Consider the following 14,422-nt stretch of genomic DNA (forward strand, 5'->3'; position numbering starts at 1 on the left):
GGTTTTATGCATGTCGTCGTCCCAAAAACCGCGACCACTTTTGGGCGACATGCATCAACTCAAGCTTCGCGGAACCGGTATCCGACTCCGTAAAGGGTTTCGATCATTTCGAAGTCGTCATCGACGGCCTTGAACTTCTTGCGCAGCCGCTTGATGTGGCTATCGATGGTGCGGTCGTCGACATAGACCTGCTCATCATAGGCGGAATCCATCAGCGCATCACGGCTTTTTACCACGCCTGGGCGCTGCGCCAACGAGTGCAGGATGAGAAATTCGGTGACCGTCAGCGTCACCGGCTCGCCCTTCCAGGTGCAGGTATGGCGTTCCTGGTCCATGACGAGCTGGCCGCGTTCCAGCGAACGGGCCTGCTGGCTGGGCGCCTTTGCCGCAGCTTCGCGGGCGCTGGCGCGGCGCAGCACGGCGCGCACCCGCTCGACCAGCAGGCGCTGCGAGAACGGTTTGCGGATGAAATCGTCGGCGCCCATCTTGAGGCCGAAAAGCTCATCGATCTCATCGTCCTTCGAGGTCAGGAAGATCACCGGCAGGTCGGACTTCTGCCGCATCCGGCGCAACAGCTCCATGCCGTCCATGCGCGGCATCTTGATGTCGAGGATGGCGAGATTCGGCGGCCGCGCCGCCAGGCCTTCCAGCGCCGACGCACCATCCGTGTAGGTCTCGACGCGATACCCCTCGGACTCGAGGGCGATCGACACCGATGTCAGAATGTTGCGGTCGTCATCGACAAGCGCGATTGTTGCCATTTCAAGCGGCTCCCTCATGAGCTGTCCCTTCTGTCTTAGAGAAGGGGCTTTTGCAGGACAAATTAGGTACAAAATGTGGCACAGGCTCCACCCGCTGTCGCGGACGGCTTGCCGGCGGCCCCATCGGAACCTCTACACGGGTTGGACGAACACTGTGTGCCAATCCTTTGGGCAACCACCGTGATTTTTTGCACATATAAACGATTTAAACAACTTTCAAAATTTTTAAATCGATTAATGATTTGATATCATTCGAGTTTTCTGGTTCTCACCGTCTCAGCCCCTAACGCGGGCTCGCCGGAAACGCGCCGGCAAAGTGCGGCGAATCCAGAAGAAGGGACCCTTGATGTCGGAAGTCGGCAAACGCAATTCTGCTTGCGCGATCGATCGTATCGGCCTGAAAACCACCGGCACGGTGCATTATAATTTTGGTGCGGCCGCCCTTTATGAGGCAGCGATCCGTCGTGGCGAGGCCCGGTTGACCGCCGGCGGCGCGCTGCTTGCCGAGACCGGCCAGCACACTGGCCGCTCGCCCAAGGACAAGTTTGTCGTCCGCGATGGCGCCACCGAGCCCCATGTCTGGTGGGACAACAACAAGGCGATTTCGGCGGGCCAGTTCGAAATGCTGCTCGCCGATTTCCTTGTCCACGCCGCGAATAGCGATCTCTATGTGCAGGACCTCGTCGGCGGCGCCGATGCCGAGCTGAAGCTGCCGACGCGGGTCATCACCGAATTCGCCTGGCACTCGCTGTTCATCCGCAATCTTTTGATCCGCCCGCAGGCCGCCGAGCTCGAGGATTTCGTGCCGGAGATGACGATCATCGACCTGCCGTCCTTCCGCGCCGATCCGGCCCGTCACGGCAGCCGCACCGATACGGTGATTGCGGTCGATCTCGCCCGCAAGATCGTGCTGATCGGCGGCACTTCCTATGCCGGCGAGATGAAGAAGTCGGTGTTCACCATGCTGAACTATCTGCTGCCGGAAAAGGGCGTCATGCCGATGCACTGCTCGGCCAATGAGGGCCCGGGCGGCGACGCAGCGATCTTCTTCGGCCTGTCGGGCACCGGCAAGACGACGCTGTCGGCCGATCCGTCACGTACGCTCATCGGCGACGACGAGCACGGCTGGGGACCGCACGGCATCTTCAACTTCGAAGGCGGCTGCTACGCCAAGACGATCCGGCTGTCGGCCGAGGCCGAGCCGGAGATTTTCGCCACCACGCAGCGTTTCGGCACGGTGCTGGAAAATGTCGTGCTCGACGCCGACCGCGTGCCGGACTTCAACGACGGCCGGCTCACCGAAAACACGCGCTGCGCCTATCCGCTCGACTTCATTCCCAATGCCTCGAAGAGCGGACGCGCCAGCCATCCGAAAAACATCATCATGCTGACCGCCGATGCCTTCGGCATCATGCCGCCGATCGCCCGGCTGACCCCGGCGCAGGCGATGTACCACTTCCTCTCCGGCTACACCGCCAAGGTGGCCGGCACCGAGAAGGGCGTTACCGAGCCGGAAGCGACTTTCTCGACCTGCTTCGGCGCCCCGTTCATGCCGCGCCACCCCAAGGAATACGGCAATCTGCTGCGCGAGCTGATCGCCCGCCACGGCGCCGATTGCTGGCTGGTCAACACCGGCTGGACCGGCGGCGCCTACGGCACCGGCAAGCGCATGCCGATCAAGGCGACGCGCGCCTTGCTGGCCGCAGCGCTTGACGGTTCGTTGAAGGCGTCCGGTTTCCGCACCGACGCCAATTTCGGCTTCGAGGTGCCGGTTGCTGTGCCTGGCGTCGACAGCGCCATTCTCGACCCGCGTTCGACCTGGGCTGACAAGGCAGCCTATGACCGGCAGGCAGCGCGATTGGTCGGCATGTTCGCCGTCAACTTCGAGAAATTCGAGAGCCATGTCGATGCCGTCGTGCTCGGCGCAGCACCCCGCCTGCAGGAAGCTGCGGAATAGTCGAGGCGTCTTCACCGAAGCATCCTTGAAAGGCGCGATCTCGATCGGGCCTTTTCTTTTTTGGTCCGCCGCGCCATGACTGCGGCATGCCTATCGACGACATCATCATATCAGACGAAGCCGTAATCCATCCGGGCGACCTGCACGAGGATTTCATCCGCTCGTCGGGTCCCGGCGGCCAGAACGTCAACAAGGTGGCGACCGCCGTCCAATTGCGCTTCGACGCCGCCAATGCGGCTGGCCTGTCCGAACGCGTGCGCGCGCGCACGATCAAGCTCGCCGGCCAGCGCGCCACTAAGGACGGCGTCATCGTCATCGAGGCCGGCCGCTTCCGCACCCAGGAGCAGAACCGGGCCGATGCCCGGGCAAGGCTGACGGCGCTGGTCGCCAAGGCCGCGGAACCGCCGCCGCCGCTGCGCAAGAAGACCAGGCCGTCGAAAGGCTCGGTGGAGCGGCGGCTGCAAAGCAAGGCAGGGCGCGGCACGATCAAAAAGCTGCGCGGCCGGGTAGAGAACGACTAAGGCGCGTCGACTGCGTGCATAAAGCGGCCTCCCCTGCCGCAGCCGCAAGGTTTCACCATTGCCACAGAAAGGGAGGCCGACAACGGTGGCTTTCGGGTCGCCGTTTCTGATTGGCGGTGGCATGGTTTCAGTATCAACCGGAGGCGAAGTCATGCTCGTTCTGCCCAAAGGCGTCCGCCACATGCCTGGTTATCTGTCCCGCGCGGCGCAGGAAGCGCTGGTCGAAGAGGTGAGGACCATTGTACAGCGGGCGCCGCTGTACGTGCCGGCGATGCCGCGGACCGGCAAGGAGATGAGCGTGCGCATGACCAATTGCGGCACGCTCGGCTGGGTCACTGACAAGGAGCTGGGCTATCGCTACCAGCCAACGCACCCACTCACCAGAGAGCCATGGCCGCCGATCCCGGACGCGCTGCTGCAATTGTGGCGGGAGGTCGCCGCCTATCCGAATCCGCCGGAGGCCTGCCTGGTCAATTTCTATACGCAGGACGCCAAAATGGGTCTGCACCAGGATCGCGACGAAGCCGATTTCTCGGCCCCAGTGGTCTCGGTGTCACTTGGCGACGATTGCCTGTTCCGGGTCGGCCAAGTGACGGGCAGGGGGGCCACACGCGACGGCGGTACCAAATCGTTCCGCCTGAAAAGCGGCGACGTCGTCGTGCTCGGCGGCGAAGGCCGGCTCTGCTTCCACGGCGTCGACCGCATCTATCCGTCGACCTCGGCGCTGCTGAAAAATGGCGGCAGGATCAATCTGACGCTGCGGCGGGTGACCTTGCCTTGAAGAGGTGAGAGTGCATTCTTGCACTTACTGAACCACTGACCTTGCGAATGAAAAATCCCTAACGGAATTTAAGGTTTCGGCCGCTAGTCTGCGCCAAAACGTCATCATTCCCGGTGTGGATACCATGCTCGAAATCGAATCCGAAGTGATTTGGCGCTACATTCGAAATGCCGCATGGCGCACGGTTTCGATCGCCCGCTCGGATGCATCGCTCTACCTGTTCATTGGCATCTACACTGCAACGGGGCTGGGGTTTCTGGCTTGGGTCGGCGCGCTCCATCGCACCGCATACCAGACCTACGTGCCGATATGGCTTATGGTTTTCGGTTTCGTGCTGCCGGCGGTATCGCTTCTCCTGGAAACCGGCTGGCTTTTGCATCGATTTGAGCGTCGGCGGAAATTTGCTGCGGGCAAGATGTTCTCAGCCGAGCGGATGGCGGTTCTCTTTTCCGGCATATGTCTGTTGATGGGCATCATGATTTTCCAAAGCACCTTCACCTCGGTCAAGAACGGCATGTCCGTCCTGTGGAAAGGTTTCCCCTATGATCGCGCCTTGGCAGATATCGATGCCTATCTGCATTTCGGCACTGATCCGTGGCGATGGCTCTACGTTATCGGCAAGCATGACTGGGTACGGGAATCCGTCGGATGGAACTACGACATGCTGTGGTTCATCATTTGCTACAGCATGCTGTTTTTCATGGTCACGTCACCACGCACCACGCATCTGAAGAGACGCTATGTGCTGTCCTTCATGGTGGTGTGGGTGGTCGTCGGAAACATCCTGGCCGGGCTGTTCATGTCGGCCGGACCGGCGTTCTACGGCTATGTCACCGGCGATGTGCCACGCTTCGGTGAACAGCTTTCGTTTCTTGCGCAAAGCCCGTCGGCGAGTTCCGCCGCCGTGTACCAGCAGTATCTGTGGACGCTCCAGACCGAGGGTGTGACTGGACTCGCGTCGGGAATATCGGCATTTCCAAGCGTTCATGTCGCCTTGATCACCCTGAATGCGGTGTATACCTGGGAGTACGACCAGCGGTTGGGCGCCATCGCATTTCTGTATGTCGCCTTCATAGTCGCGAGTTCGGTCTATCTTGGTTGGCACTATGCGATCGATGGTTATGCGGCGGTCGCGCTCACGATCGCCCTATGTGCGGCCGTCCGCAAGCTGGTACCCGACGGCGAAATCCTGATGCCAGGCCCGGCCCGGCAATCGGCGGCTGGCGGCAGCCGCCCGGAGGCGGCCGTCACAGTTTCCTGAGCGCCACTTCCTCGACCAAATGATTGGCGCCCTTGCGCAGGATGAGGTCGGCGCGCGCCCGTGTCGGCACGATGTTCTCGCGCAGGTTTTTCAGGTTGATGTTGGCCCACAAGCCTTCCGCAATGGCGCGCGCGGCGTCTTCCGAAAGCTGCGAATAGCGGTGGAAGAAGGAGTCCGGATTGCGGAAGGCCGTCTCGCGCAGCCGCATGAAGCGGGCGATGTACCATTGGTGGATCAGCTTTTCGTCGGCGTCGATATAAATGGCGAAATCGAAGAAATCCGACAGGAACGGCACGATCTTGCCGTCCTTCGGCAATTTGCCGGGCTGCAGAACGTTGATGCCTTCGAAGATCAGAATGTCGGGCCGGTCGATGGTGACGAACTCGCCGGGAATGACGTCATAGGTCAAATGCGAATAGACGGGCGCGCGGACATTGCGCTGCGCCGACTTGATGCCCGAGAGGAAACGCAGCAGCGCACCGACATCGTAGCTGTCGGGAAAGCCCTTGCGCTCCATCAGATTGTCGCGTCGCAACACCTTGTTGGGCAACAGGAACCCGTCGGTAGTGATGAGATCGACCTTGGGGCTCGACGGCCAACGCGCCAGAAGCTCCTTCAGCACGCGCGCCGTGGTCGATTTGCCGACCGCAACCGAACCGGCAATGCCGATGATGAACGGTGTCTTGACCACATCCAGCGCGTTGAAGAAGGCCTGGCGCTGGCGAAACAGCAACTGGCTGGCCTCGACATGCGCCGAAAGCAGCCGCGAGAGCGACAGATAGATGCGCTTGACTTCTTCCAGGTCGACCGGATCGTTCAGTGAGCGCAGACGGTTGATCTCGTCTTCGCCCAGCGTCATCGGCGTGTCGGCGCGGAAGTTCGACCATTGCTCGGCCGAGAAGAAACGATAGGGGGAATATTTCTCGGTCGGAGCGAGCTGGTCCATCGAGTTTCCTGCCCTCTAGAGCATGAGGCCGAAAAGTGTGAAGCGGTTTTCGGGCGACATCATGCTCCCTCTATCAATTTAGAGACGGATTCAGATTTAAGGCCTCGGCCCGAAATCATCCGGCTCTCGCGGTCAGCCTTTCGGCCGGGATGCCTTTTCAGTGACGCCCGAACGGCCGGTGCGGCCCTCAAGCTCCTTCAGCACCTCGCCCAGCGAAACGCCGGCCATGCCAAGCACGACGAGCCAATGATATATGAGATCGGCACTTTCGGAAACGAGGGCTTTCTCGTCGCCCTTGACGGCGGCAATGACGGTCTCGACTGCCTCTTCACCAAGCTTCTGCGCCGCCTTGTCGATGCCTTTGGCGAACAGTTTTGCCGTCCACGAGTCCGGGTCGCCGGAACGGGCGCGTTCGCCAATGATCGTTTCCAGATCGGACAGCGAAAATTCAGCCATGGCGCAGTCTACAGCCTTTGTGGAGTGGATTGAACCGGATAGTCCAGCCGCATCGGCAGCCCGGCCTCGGCCATATGCGCCTTGGCTTCCGTAATCGTGTAAGTGCCGAAATGGAAGATCGAGGCGGCAAGCACGGCGCCGGCATGGCCGTCGCGAATGCCCTCGACCAGATGATCGAGCGTGCCGACGCCGCCCGACGCGATCACCGGCGCGCGCACCGCATCCGCTATCGCGCGGGTCAGCGCAATGTCGTAACCGGCCTTGGTGCCGTCACGGTCCATCGAGGTCAAAAGAATCTCGCCGGCGCCGCGATCGACCATTTTTCGCGCAAACTCGACCGCATCGATGCCGGTCTTTTCACGGCCGCCATGGGTGAAGATCTCCCAGCGGTCGGCTTCATTGGGTGCCGACACCTTCTTGGCGTCGATGGCGACGACAATGCACTGGTTGCCGAACTTGTCGGCGGCTTCCGCGACGAAATCGGGGTTCTTCACCGCCGCAGTGTTGATCGACACCTTGTCGGCGCCGGCCAGCAACAGTTTGCGAATATCGGCCACCTGGCGCACGCCGCCGCCGACGGTCAGCGGCATGAAGCATTGTTCGGCGGTGCGGGCGACGACGTCGAAGATGGTTTCACGGTTGTCGGACGACGCGGTGATATCGAGAAAGCAAAGCTCGTCAGCGCCGGCCGCGTCATAGGCTTTGGCCGCCTCGACCGGATCACCGGCATCGATGAGGTCGACGAAATTGACGCCCTTGACGACGCGGCCGTTCTTGACGTCGAGGCAAGGGATGACTCGGGCCTTCAGCATCAGCCCTTCTCCATCGTCGCCAGCAACTCGCTGAGCAGTTCGCCGACCAGCGGCGGAACCTCGGCCTGCGCATCGAACGCCGGATCGTAGGCGGAAATGGTGATGCCGGAAATCGGCAGCAGGCCGGCCATGCCGCAGACAGCCTGGCGCAGCTGTTTCGGCTCCGGGCCGCCGGGCGTGGTGTAGCGGTTGGCCTGCAGCGCCCCGGGGTCGTGCACGTCGAGATCGAGATGCAGGTGCACCCGCTTCGCATCCGGCGCCTTCAGCCTGGTGCTCGCCGTCGCCCAGTCCGGGCATTCGGTGCGGATGACCGGCAACGTCTTCAACAGCTCTGTTTCGGCCGGATCGAGATCGCGCGCGTTGACCAGCACGCAGCGCGCCGGATCGATCGGCTTGAAGCCGGGGATGGCCGAGGCCATCGGCTTCCAGCACAGGCCGAGAACCGTGGCCAGCGCCATGCCGTCGAGAAAGCCGAAGATGGACGTCTCCGGCGTGTTGAGATCGCCATGCTGGTCGGCCCAGATGATCGCATCGGCATCCTCGCCGGCAACCGCACCGGCCGATGTCAGGCAATTGCCGGCCAGCACGATGGGAAACCTGCCGCGGTCTATGGCGATGCGGACCTCGCCGGAGACGGCACCGCACACGGCAAAGCCGGTGGCGATCTCGCGCTGCTGTTCGTCGCCAACCCTGCAGATATCGGTGACGACGACGTCATGCCCGGAGAGCGTCAGCGCGTCGACAAGCCCGCCGGCGATGAGTGCATCCGGGCCTCGGCCCATGCCGCCGTGATAGTGGCCGCTGTCATAGGAGGACAGGATGATGGAGATTTTCACGGCCGGGTCTCCATCGCCTTGCCCTGCAGCACCGCCAGCGCCTCGGCCGGATCGATGCGCCCGTCATAGAGCGCGCGACCGGAGATGGCGCCTTCCAGTTTCTTCGCGTCGGGCATGGTCATGCGCACGATGTCGGCGATCGAAGCCAGCCCGCCCGAGGCGATGACCGGGATCGAGACCGCGTCGGCGAGATCTATCGTGGCATCCCAGTTGATGCCGGTCAGAACGCCGTCGCGGTCGATATCGGTGTAGATGATGGCGGCAACGCCGGCGCCTTCGAATTTCCGCGCCAGTTCGATGACGCCGAGGCTGGAGGCCTCGGCCCAGCCTTCGACCGCCACCTTGCCGCCCTTGGCGTCGATGCCCACGGCGATCTTTCCAGGAAATTCCTTGCAGGCTTCCCGGACCAGGTCGGGATCGCGCACCGCCACCGTGCCGAGGATGACGCGGGCCAGCCCGCGGTCGAGCCAGTCCTCGATCTGCGCCAGCGTGCGGATGCCGCCGCCGAGCTGCACCGGGTTTTTCGTCGCCTTGAGGATGGCGCCGACCGCCGCGCTGTTGACGCTCTGGCCCTTGAAGGCGCCGTTGAGGTCGACGACATGCAGCCATTCAAACCCTTGCTCTTCGAAGGCCTTGGCCTGGGCCGCAGGGTCGTCATTGTAGATGGTCGCGGTCGCCATATCGCCGTGCTTCAGCCGCACGCACTTGCCGTCCTTGAGGTCGATGGCCGGAAACAGGATCACCGTTCAGACCCCTTCCACAATGGCGAAATGCGAGGTCGAATAAGCGCGCCGGAATTTCAGCGCTGCCTGGTATTCGGGGGAATGGAAGCAAGCCAGCGCGACCTCGTAGCTTTCGAACTCGACGATCACATGGCGATTGCCGGACGGCCCTTCCGGGCTTGACGACTGACCGCCTCGCGTCAGGAATTTCGCGCCGTATTTGTCGAACGCCGCTTTGTTGGCGGCGATGTATTTCGGATAGTTTTCCGGATCGGTCACATCGACCATCGCCATCCAGTAGCCCTTCTTGCTCATCTCAAGGCCTCCAGCGCAGGAAGTTGGTGATCAGTGCCAGGCCGAGCGCCTGGCTCTTTTCCGGATGGAATTGCGTGCCGGCAAGGTTACCGCGCGCGACCGCCGCCGTTACCGGGCCGCCATAATCGGCGACGGCCAGCACTTCGTCCGGCCTTGTCGCGTCGAGATGGTAGGAATGAACGAAATAGGCGTGCAGACCCTTAGGCCCGGTCGCAATACCCGAAAACAGCGGGTGCTTGCGCTCCAGATCGATGGTGTTCCAGCCGATTTGCGGGATCTTCAGCGCCGGATCGGCGGGCGTGATCTCCTTGACGTCGCCGGCAATCCAGCCGAAGCCCTTGGTCACGGTCTTTTCCAGGCCGCGCTGCGACATCAGCTGCATGCCGACGCAGATGCCGAGGAACGGCCGCGCCTTGGCGATCGCTACCTCTTCCACCGCTTCCCACATGCCGGCGACGCCGCGCAGGCCCGCCGCGCAATCGGCATAGGCGCCGACGCCGGGCAAAACGATTCGGTCGGCGCTGCGCACCCGCTCGGCGTCGGCGGTCAGCTCAATGGCAGCGGCAATGCCGGCTTCATGCGCGGCGCGCTCGAAGGCCTTGGTGGCCGAGCGCAGATTGCCCGACCCGTAATCGATGATGGCAACCCGCATCTCAGGCTTTTCCCGGCGTATGGCTCAGGCCCAGCGTCAGCCCGGTCTGCGTCGGCCGGGCCAGGCTGGCGTCCGGCACGATGCGCGGCAGCGGCGCCGGCTCGTCGGCAAGCGCCTCGGCGTCCAGTGTCTGGCGGATGTCGGCATCGTCAGGATTGTCGGCTTCGACGACGCCCCATTCATGCCAGCCGCGGCGGCGCAGCGCTGCGATCCGCAGCCCTTGGCCTTCCAGCCCTATATAGAGCGAGACCAGTAAAGACAGTGCGGAGCCGGCCCAGTCCAGTCCCAGCCATTGGCCGAGCACCGAGATGAGCCCCATGGCGACGAAGGCGAGCGCCGCCTCGATCCACAGCCTGTGCCAGGCGAGCCACAGCGGCGCCACCAGGAAAGCCAGCCAGGAAAAACCGTCGCGGACAAAAATGGGTGCGTCGGCCGCCTCGGTGCGGCCTGGCGGTTCCATCACGACATAGATGGCCATCAGCCTACCCTTTCAGAGATCCCTTGGTGGAGGGAACTGCATCGGGCTGGCGCGGGTCGCGCTCCAGTGCGAAACGCAGCGCGCGCGCCACCGCCTTGAAGCAGGTCTCAGCAATATGGTGATTGTTGGCGCCATAATGGTTGGTGACATGCAGCGTGATACCGGCATTCTGCGCCAGCGCCTGGAAGAATTCACGCACCAGTTCGGTGTCGAACGTGCCGATCTTCGGCGAAGAGAAGGCGACATTCCAGACCAGGAACGGACGGCCCGACACGTCGATCGCGGCCCGCGTCAGCGTCTCGTCCATGGCAAGGTCGACAGAGGCATAGCGCATGATGCCGCGCCGCTCGCCCAGCGCCTTGGCCAGCGCCTGGCCGATCGCAATGCCGGTGTCCTCGACCGTGTGGTGGTCGTCAATGTGCAGGTCGCCCTTGGCCTTCACCGTGATGTCGATCAGCGAGTGGCGCGAGAGCTGGTCCAGCATATGGTCGAAGAAGCCGACGCCGCTCGACATCTCGGATTTTCCGGTGCCGTCGACGTGGACCGAGACGCTGATCTCGGTTTCCTTGGTCTTGCGGCTGACTTCGGCGGTACGGGACGCCATGACCTTGTCCTTGTCTTTGGGCATACGACACTTTTGGCAACTGACCGGGGCGAAACGAAAAGACAATGCCTCCAGGCGCTCATTTGCTTGAAAACGAAAGCCTTCTAGCAGCATGATCCTGCGATGGCCAGTTGCGATGCGGACCGCTATCGGCCCATGGCGGAGGCGGTTTGCAATCGTTAGCCCCATGCATACATATGGCCGATCGAAATCCCGCGCCAATCGCCTTATCGGGATCGCGCGAATCGGAGCAGCAGATGTCCAATGAACTGAGCATGCACGCCACGACCATCGTGACGGTGCGTAAGGGTAACAAGGTGGTGATCGCCGGCGACGGCCAGGTCAGCCTTGGCCAGACCATCATGAAAGGCAACGCCAAAAAGGTGCGCCGCATCGGCAAGGGCGGCAATGTCATTGCCGGTTTCGCCGGCGCCACAGCGGACGCTTTCACCCTTCTGGAGCGGCTGGAAGCCAAGCTCGAACAATATCCGGACCAGTTGACGCGCGCCTGCGTCGAGCTCGCCAAGGACTGGCGCACCGACCGTTATCTGCGCCGGCTGGAAGCGATGATGCTGGTGGCCGACAAGTCGGTTTCGCTGGCGCTCACCGGCACCGGCGACGTGCTAGAGCCCGAATTCGGCGTCATGGCCATCGGTTCCGGCGGCAACTATGCGCTGGCCGCTGCCCGCGCGCTGATGGACAGCGACAAGGATGCCGAGGAGATCGCCCGCAAGGCGATGCAGATCGCCTCCGACATTTGCGTCTATACCAACAACAACTTTGTTGTCGAAACGCTCGATGCCGGCTAACCCGCCGGTGCTCTATGATTTTCGACCGGTTACCGAAAAAGACCTGCCGATGATCGCCGGCTGGCTGGCCGAGCCGCATGTCGCCGAATGGTGGGACGATCCTGAGACGGAAATCGCCGAAATCCGGGAGCACATTGACTCAATTTCTGTAGAGCCGCTGATCGTCGAGTTCGACGGCAGGCCGATCGCCTATCTGCAGAGCTACGATCCGCATCTGGAAGATGGCCATCCCTATGCCGACCAGCCGTTGGGCACGCTCGGCATCGACCTGTCGATCGGCGTGCCGGACCTGGTTGGCAAAGGTCATGGCTCGGCGATCGTCAGGCAATTCGTCGAGCAACTGTTCGATGAAGGCGCGCCGCGCATCATCATCGATCCGCATCCCGACAATGGCCGCGCCATCCGCGCCTATGAAAAAGCGGGCTTCAGGGCTATCGATCGCAGGCACTCTAGATATGGGGACGTCGTGCTGATGGCTGCCGATGCCGAAGACGGCGACGCGGAAGAAGGGGAATGAGTTGATGGCGACACCGGGAACTGCCAAAAATTACTCGGCCTACGAAGACAGCTGGCGGATGGGGCTTCTGCTCGTGCTCGCTCTGCTCATCTTCCAGGCCGGCGCGCTTTACGGCATGGGCCGCACGCCGATCTGCACCTGCGGTTACGTCAAACTCTGGCACGGTGTGGTGAACAGTTCGGAGAATTCCCAGCATATTTCCGACTGGTACACGTTCTCGCACATCATCCACGGCTTCCTGTTCTACGCCTTGGCCTGGTTCCTGTTCCCGCGCTCGCCAATCGGTCTGCGCCTGGCTTTCGCCGTCGTCATCGAGGGCGGCTGGGAACTCCTGGAAAACAGCCCGTTCATCATCGAGCGCTACCGCGCCGGTACCATTTCGCTGGATTACTATGGCGACTCGATCATCAATTCGGTGTCCGACACACTGGCCATGGTGCTGGGATTTGTGATGGCGCGAAAGCTACCTATATGGAGCATCGTCGGCCTCGCCCTCATCTTCGAACTGGGTGTCGGCTACCTCATCCGGGACAATCTGACGCTCAACGTGATCATGCTGCTGCATCCGTTCGAGTCCATCAAGCAGTGGCAAAGTGGAATCTAGTGATATGACCACCTTCTCTCCCCGTGAAATCGTTTCGGAACTCGACCGCTTCATCATCGGCCAGAAGGACGCCAAGCGCGCCGTGGCCATTGCCTTGCGCAACCGCTGGCGCCGCCAGCAGTTGGAAGGCCAGATGCGCGAAGAGGTGATGCCGAAGAACATCCTGATGATCGGCCCGACCGGTGTCGGCAAGACCGAGATCTCGCGCCGCCTGGCGCGACTCGCCGGTGCGCCTTTCGTCAAGGTCGAGGCCACCAAGTTCACCGAAGTCGGCTATGTCGGCCGCGATGTCGAGCAGATCATCCGCGATCTGGTCGAGATCGCCATCGGCCTGGTGCGCGAGAAGATGCGCGAGGACGTGAAGGCGCGCGCGCACCTCAATGCCGAGGAGCGCGTGCTGGAAGCCCTGGTCGGCAAGACGGCGAGCCCGGCGACCCGCGATAGCTTCCGCAAGAAGCTGCGCGACGGCGAGCTCGATGACAAGGAGATCGAGATCGAGGTTGCCGACACCGGCACCGGCGGCATGCCCGGCTTCGAGATCCCCGGCATGCCGGGCGCCAATATCGGCGTGCTCAACATCAACGACATGCTGTCGAAGGCGATGGGTGGCAAGAAGACCAAGGCGCGCAAGACGACGGTCAAGGAGTCCTACGCGCTGCTGGTCAACGACGAGTCCGACAAGCTGCTCGACCAGGACGAGGTGGTGCGCCGGGCACTCGACGCGACCGAAAATGACGGCATCGTCTTCCTCGACGAGATCGACAAGATCGCCTCGCGCGAAGGCGGCATGGGCGCCGGCGTCTCGCGCGAAGGCGTGCAGCGCGACCTGCTGCCGCTGATCGAAGGCACGACGGTGGCGACCAAATACGGACCGTTGAAGACCGACCACATACTGTTCATCGCCTCGGGCGCCTTCCATGTCTCCAAGCCGTCCGACCTGTTGCCGGAATTGCAGGGCCGCCTGCCGATCCGTGTCGAGTTGCGGGCGCTGGAGAAGGACGATTTCATTCGCATCCTCACCGAGACCGAGGCCAGCCTCATCAAGCAGTATATCGCGCTGATGAAGACCGAAGGCGTCGACCTCACCTTCACCGACGATGCCATCGATTCGCTGGCCGGCATCGCTGTCGACCTCAACGCTAGCGTCGAAAACATCGGAGCGAGACGCCTGCAGACGGTGATAGAGCGCGTGCTGGACGAGATCTCCTACGACGCGCCCGACCGCAACGGCACCAGCGTCGCCATCGATGCCGCCTATGTGGAAAAGCATGTCGGCGACCTCTCGCGAAACACAGATTTGTCGCGATTCATCCTTTAAACGAGGGCGCCGGTTCATCCGGCGCCGGTATTAGAGCGCCCCGCGTCCTTTGGACGCGCAAAGGTCGCTCTA

General features: G+C 62.3%; 18 protein-coding genes. 8 read left to right on the top strand and 10 right to left on the bottom strand.

Features of this window, described 5'->3' with window-relative positions:
• Positions 1 to 59: 59 nt before the first annotated feature.
• The gene (locus NKI10_RS23125) at positions 60 to 761 is read right to left on the bottom strand and encodes a response regulator transcription factor (RefSeq protein WP_010912942.1); all 702 of its coding nucleotides are present in this window, start codon (positions 759 to 761) and stop codon (positions 60 to 62) included.
• 346 nt (positions 762 to 1,107) lie between these two features.
• On the opposite strand from NKI10_RS23125, the gene NKI10_RS23130 reads away from it, so the two are divergent.
• The 4 genes from NKI10_RS23130 to NKI10_RS23145 all read left to right on the top strand — a co-directional run bounded on the left by NKI10_RS23130 (position 1,108) and on the right by NKI10_RS23145 (position 5,281).
• The gene (locus NKI10_RS23130; protein ID WP_023752326.1) at positions 1,108 to 2,718 is read left to right on the top strand and encodes a phosphoenolpyruvate carboxykinase; all 1,611 of its coding nucleotides are present in this window, start codon (positions 1,108 to 1,110) and stop codon (positions 2,716 to 2,718) included.
• 86 nt (positions 2,719 to 2,804) lie between these two features.
• On the top strand, positions 2,805 to 3,239 hold the full coding sequence (gene arfB, locus NKI10_RS23135) for an alternative ribosome rescue aminoacyl-tRNA hydrolase ArfB (RefSeq protein ID WP_352758525.1): 435 nt from the start codon (positions 2,805 to 2,807) through the stop codon (positions 3,237 to 3,239).
• 151 nt (positions 3,240 to 3,390) lie between these two features.
• Positions 3,391 to 4,020: an alpha-ketoglutarate-dependent dioxygenase AlkB family protein gene (locus tag NKI10_RS23140; protein WP_352862093.1), complete on the top strand. Its 630-nt coding sequence runs from the start codon at positions 3,391 to 3,393 to the stop codon at positions 4,018 to 4,020.
• A 124-nt stretch (positions 4,021 to 4,144) separates the two neighbouring features.
• The gene (locus NKI10_RS23145) at positions 4,145 to 5,281 is read left to right on the top strand and encodes a phosphatase PAP2 family protein (RefSeq protein ID WP_023681407.1); all 1,137 of its coding nucleotides are present in this window, start codon (positions 4,145 to 4,147) and stop codon (positions 5,279 to 5,281) included.
• On the opposite strand, the gene coaA is transcribed toward NKI10_RS23145, so the two are convergent.
• From coaA to hisB, 9 genes are all read right to left on the bottom strand, one after another.
• A complete protein-coding gene (coaA, locus tag NKI10_RS23150) occupies positions 5,268 to 6,227 on the bottom strand; it encodes a type I pantothenate kinase (protein WP_023672313.1) in 960 nt (319 codons plus the stop codon). The genes NKI10_RS23145 and coaA overlap by 14 nt on opposite strands.
• 132 nt (positions 6,228 to 6,359) lie before the next feature.
• The gene (locus tag NKI10_RS23155; RefSeq protein WP_023681408.1) at positions 6,360 to 6,683 is read right to left on the bottom strand and encodes a phosphoribosyl-ATP diphosphatase; all 324 of its coding nucleotides are present in this window, start codon (positions 6,681 to 6,683) and stop codon (positions 6,360 to 6,362) included.
• Between the two features lie 8 nt (positions 6,684 to 6,691).
• Positions 6,692 to 7,498 (bottom strand): imidazole glycerol phosphate synthase subunit HisF, encoded by an 807-nt coding sequence (gene hisF, locus NKI10_RS23160; protein ID WP_023687423.1) that lies wholly within the window; start codon positions 7,496 to 7,498, stop codon positions 6,692 to 6,694.
• Positions 7,495 to 8,331 (bottom strand): arginase family protein, encoded by an 837-nt coding sequence (locus NKI10_RS23165; RefSeq protein WP_352862094.1) that lies wholly within the window; start codon positions 8,329 to 8,331, stop codon positions 7,495 to 7,497. Before NKI10_RS23165 ends, hisF begins: the two co-directional genes overlap by 4 nt.
• On the bottom strand, positions 8,328 to 9,074 hold the full coding sequence (gene hisA / locus NKI10_RS23170; protein ID WP_023694622.1) for a 1-(5-phosphoribosyl)-5-[(5-phosphoribosylamino)methylideneamino]imidazole-4-carboxamide isomerase: 747 nt from the start codon (positions 9,072 to 9,074) through the stop codon (positions 8,328 to 8,330). Before hisA ends, NKI10_RS23165 begins: the two co-directional genes overlap by 4 nt.
• A 3-nt stretch (positions 9,075 to 9,077) precedes the next feature.
• Positions 9,078 to 9,368 (bottom strand): DUF1330 domain-containing protein, encoded by a 291-nt coding sequence (locus NKI10_RS23175; RefSeq protein ID WP_023672318.1) that lies wholly within the window; start codon positions 9,366 to 9,368, stop codon positions 9,078 to 9,080.
• Between the two features lies 1 nt (position 9,369).
• On the bottom strand, positions 9,370 to 10,020 hold the full coding sequence (gene hisH / locus NKI10_RS23180; protein ID WP_023672319.1) for an imidazole glycerol phosphate synthase subunit HisH: 651 nt from the start codon (positions 10,018 to 10,020) through the stop codon (positions 9,370 to 9,372).
• A gap of 1 nt (position 10,021) precedes the next feature.
• Positions 10,022 to 10,498, bottom strand: a complete 477-nt coding sequence (locus NKI10_RS23185; RefSeq protein ID WP_352500115.1) for a DUF2628 domain-containing protein — start codon at positions 10,496 to 10,498, stop codon at positions 10,022 to 10,024.
• A 4-nt stretch (positions 10,499 to 10,502) separates the two neighbouring features.
• Positions 10,503 to 11,102 (bottom strand): imidazoleglycerol-phosphate dehydratase HisB, encoded by a 600-nt coding sequence (gene hisB / locus NKI10_RS23190; protein ID WP_023741281.1) that lies wholly within the window; start codon positions 11,100 to 11,102, stop codon positions 10,503 to 10,505.
• 257 nt (positions 11,103 to 11,359) lie between these two features.
• On the opposite strand from hisB, the gene hslV reads away from it, so the two are divergent.
• Genes hslV through hslU form a run of 4 tightly spaced genes read left to right on the top strand, consistent with a single transcriptional unit; the run spans position 11,360 to position 14,350 of the window.
• Entirely contained in the window at positions 11,360 to 11,911 is a 552-nt protein-coding gene (gene hslV / locus NKI10_RS23195; protein WP_023672322.1) for an ATP-dependent protease subunit HslV, read from the top strand.
• Positions 11,901 to 12,428, top strand: coding sequence for a GNAT family N-acetyltransferase (locus tag NKI10_RS23200; protein WP_352862095.1), 528 nt, complete (start codon positions 11,901 to 11,903; stop codon positions 12,426 to 12,428). Before hslV ends, NKI10_RS23200 begins: the two co-directional genes overlap by 11 nt.
• A 4-nt stretch (positions 12,429 to 12,432) precedes the next feature.
• Complete coding sequence (locus NKI10_RS23205; protein ID WP_023695986.1) at positions 12,433 to 13,032, top strand: DUF2585 domain-containing protein; 600 nt, start codon at positions 12,433 to 12,435, stop codon at positions 13,030 to 13,032.
• 4 nt (positions 13,033 to 13,036) lie between these two features.
• A complete protein-coding gene (hslU, locus tag NKI10_RS23210; protein ID WP_352862096.1) occupies positions 13,037 to 14,350 on the top strand; it encodes an ATP-dependent protease ATPase subunit HslU in 1,314 nt (437 codons plus the stop codon).
• Positions 14,351 to 14,422 lie beyond the last annotated feature (72 nt).

The organism is Mesorhizobium sp. M0802 (genome assembly GCF_040320115.1).
In the GTDB taxonomy this organism is placed as follows: domain Bacteria; phylum Pseudomonadota; class Alphaproteobacteria; order Rhizobiales; family Rhizobiaceae; genus Mesorhizobium.

Excerpts from the sequence above, each read along its gene's own strand:
- NKI10_RS23125 (WP_010912942.1), bottom strand. The coding sequence starts at position 761 with ATGGCAACAATCGCGCTTGTCGATGACGACCGCAACATTCTGACATCG.
- NKI10_RS23130 (WP_023752326.1), top strand. The coding sequence starts at position 1,108 with ATGTCGGAAGTCGGCAAACGCAATTCTGCTTGCGCGATCGATCGTATC.
- arfB (WP_352758525.1), top strand. The coding sequence starts at position 2,805 with ATGCCTATCGACGACATCATCATATCAGACGAAGCCGTAATCCATCCG.
- NKI10_RS23140 (WP_352862093.1), top strand. The coding sequence starts at position 3,391 with ATGCTCGTTCTGCCCAAAGGCGTCCGCCACATGCCTGGTTATCTGTCC.
- NKI10_RS23145 (WP_023681407.1), top strand. The coding sequence starts at position 4,145 with ATGCTCGAAATCGAATCCGAAGTGATTTGGCGCTACATTCGAAATGCC.
- coaA (WP_023672313.1), bottom strand. The coding sequence starts at position 6,227 with ATGGACCAGCTCGCTCCGACCGAGAAATATTCCCCCTATCGTTTCTTC.
- NKI10_RS23155 (WP_023681408.1), bottom strand. The coding sequence starts at position 6,683 with ATGGCTGAATTTTCGCTGTCCGATCTGGAAACGATCATTGGCGAACGC.
- NKI10_RS23175 (WP_023672318.1), bottom strand. The coding sequence starts at position 9,368 with ATGAGCAAGAAGGGCTACTGGATGGCGATGGTCGATGTGACCGATCCG.
- hisH (WP_023672319.1), bottom strand. The coding sequence starts at position 10,020 with ATGCGGGTTGCCATCATCGATTACGGGTCGGGCAATCTGCGCTCGGCC.
- NKI10_RS23185 (WP_352500115.1), bottom strand. The coding sequence starts at position 10,498 with ATGGCCATCTATGTCGTGATGGAACCGCCAGGCCGCACCGAGGCGGCC.
- hisB (WP_023741281.1), bottom strand. The coding sequence starts at position 11,102 with ATGGCGTCCCGTACCGCCGAAGTCAGCCGCAAGACCAAGGAAACCGAG.
- hslV (WP_023672322.1), top strand. The coding sequence starts at position 11,360 with ATGTCCAATGAACTGAGCATGCACGCCACGACCATCGTGACGGTGCGT.
- NKI10_RS23200 (WP_352862095.1), top strand. The coding sequence starts at position 11,901 with ATGCCGGCTAACCCGCCGGTGCTCTATGATTTTCGACCGGTTACCGAA.
- NKI10_RS23205 (WP_023695986.1), top strand. The coding sequence starts at position 12,433 with ATGGCGACACCGGGAACTGCCAAAAATTACTCGGCCTACGAAGACAGC.
- hslU (WP_352862096.1), top strand. The coding sequence starts at position 13,037 with ATGACCACCTTCTCTCCCCGTGAAATCGTTTCGGAACTCGACCGCTTC.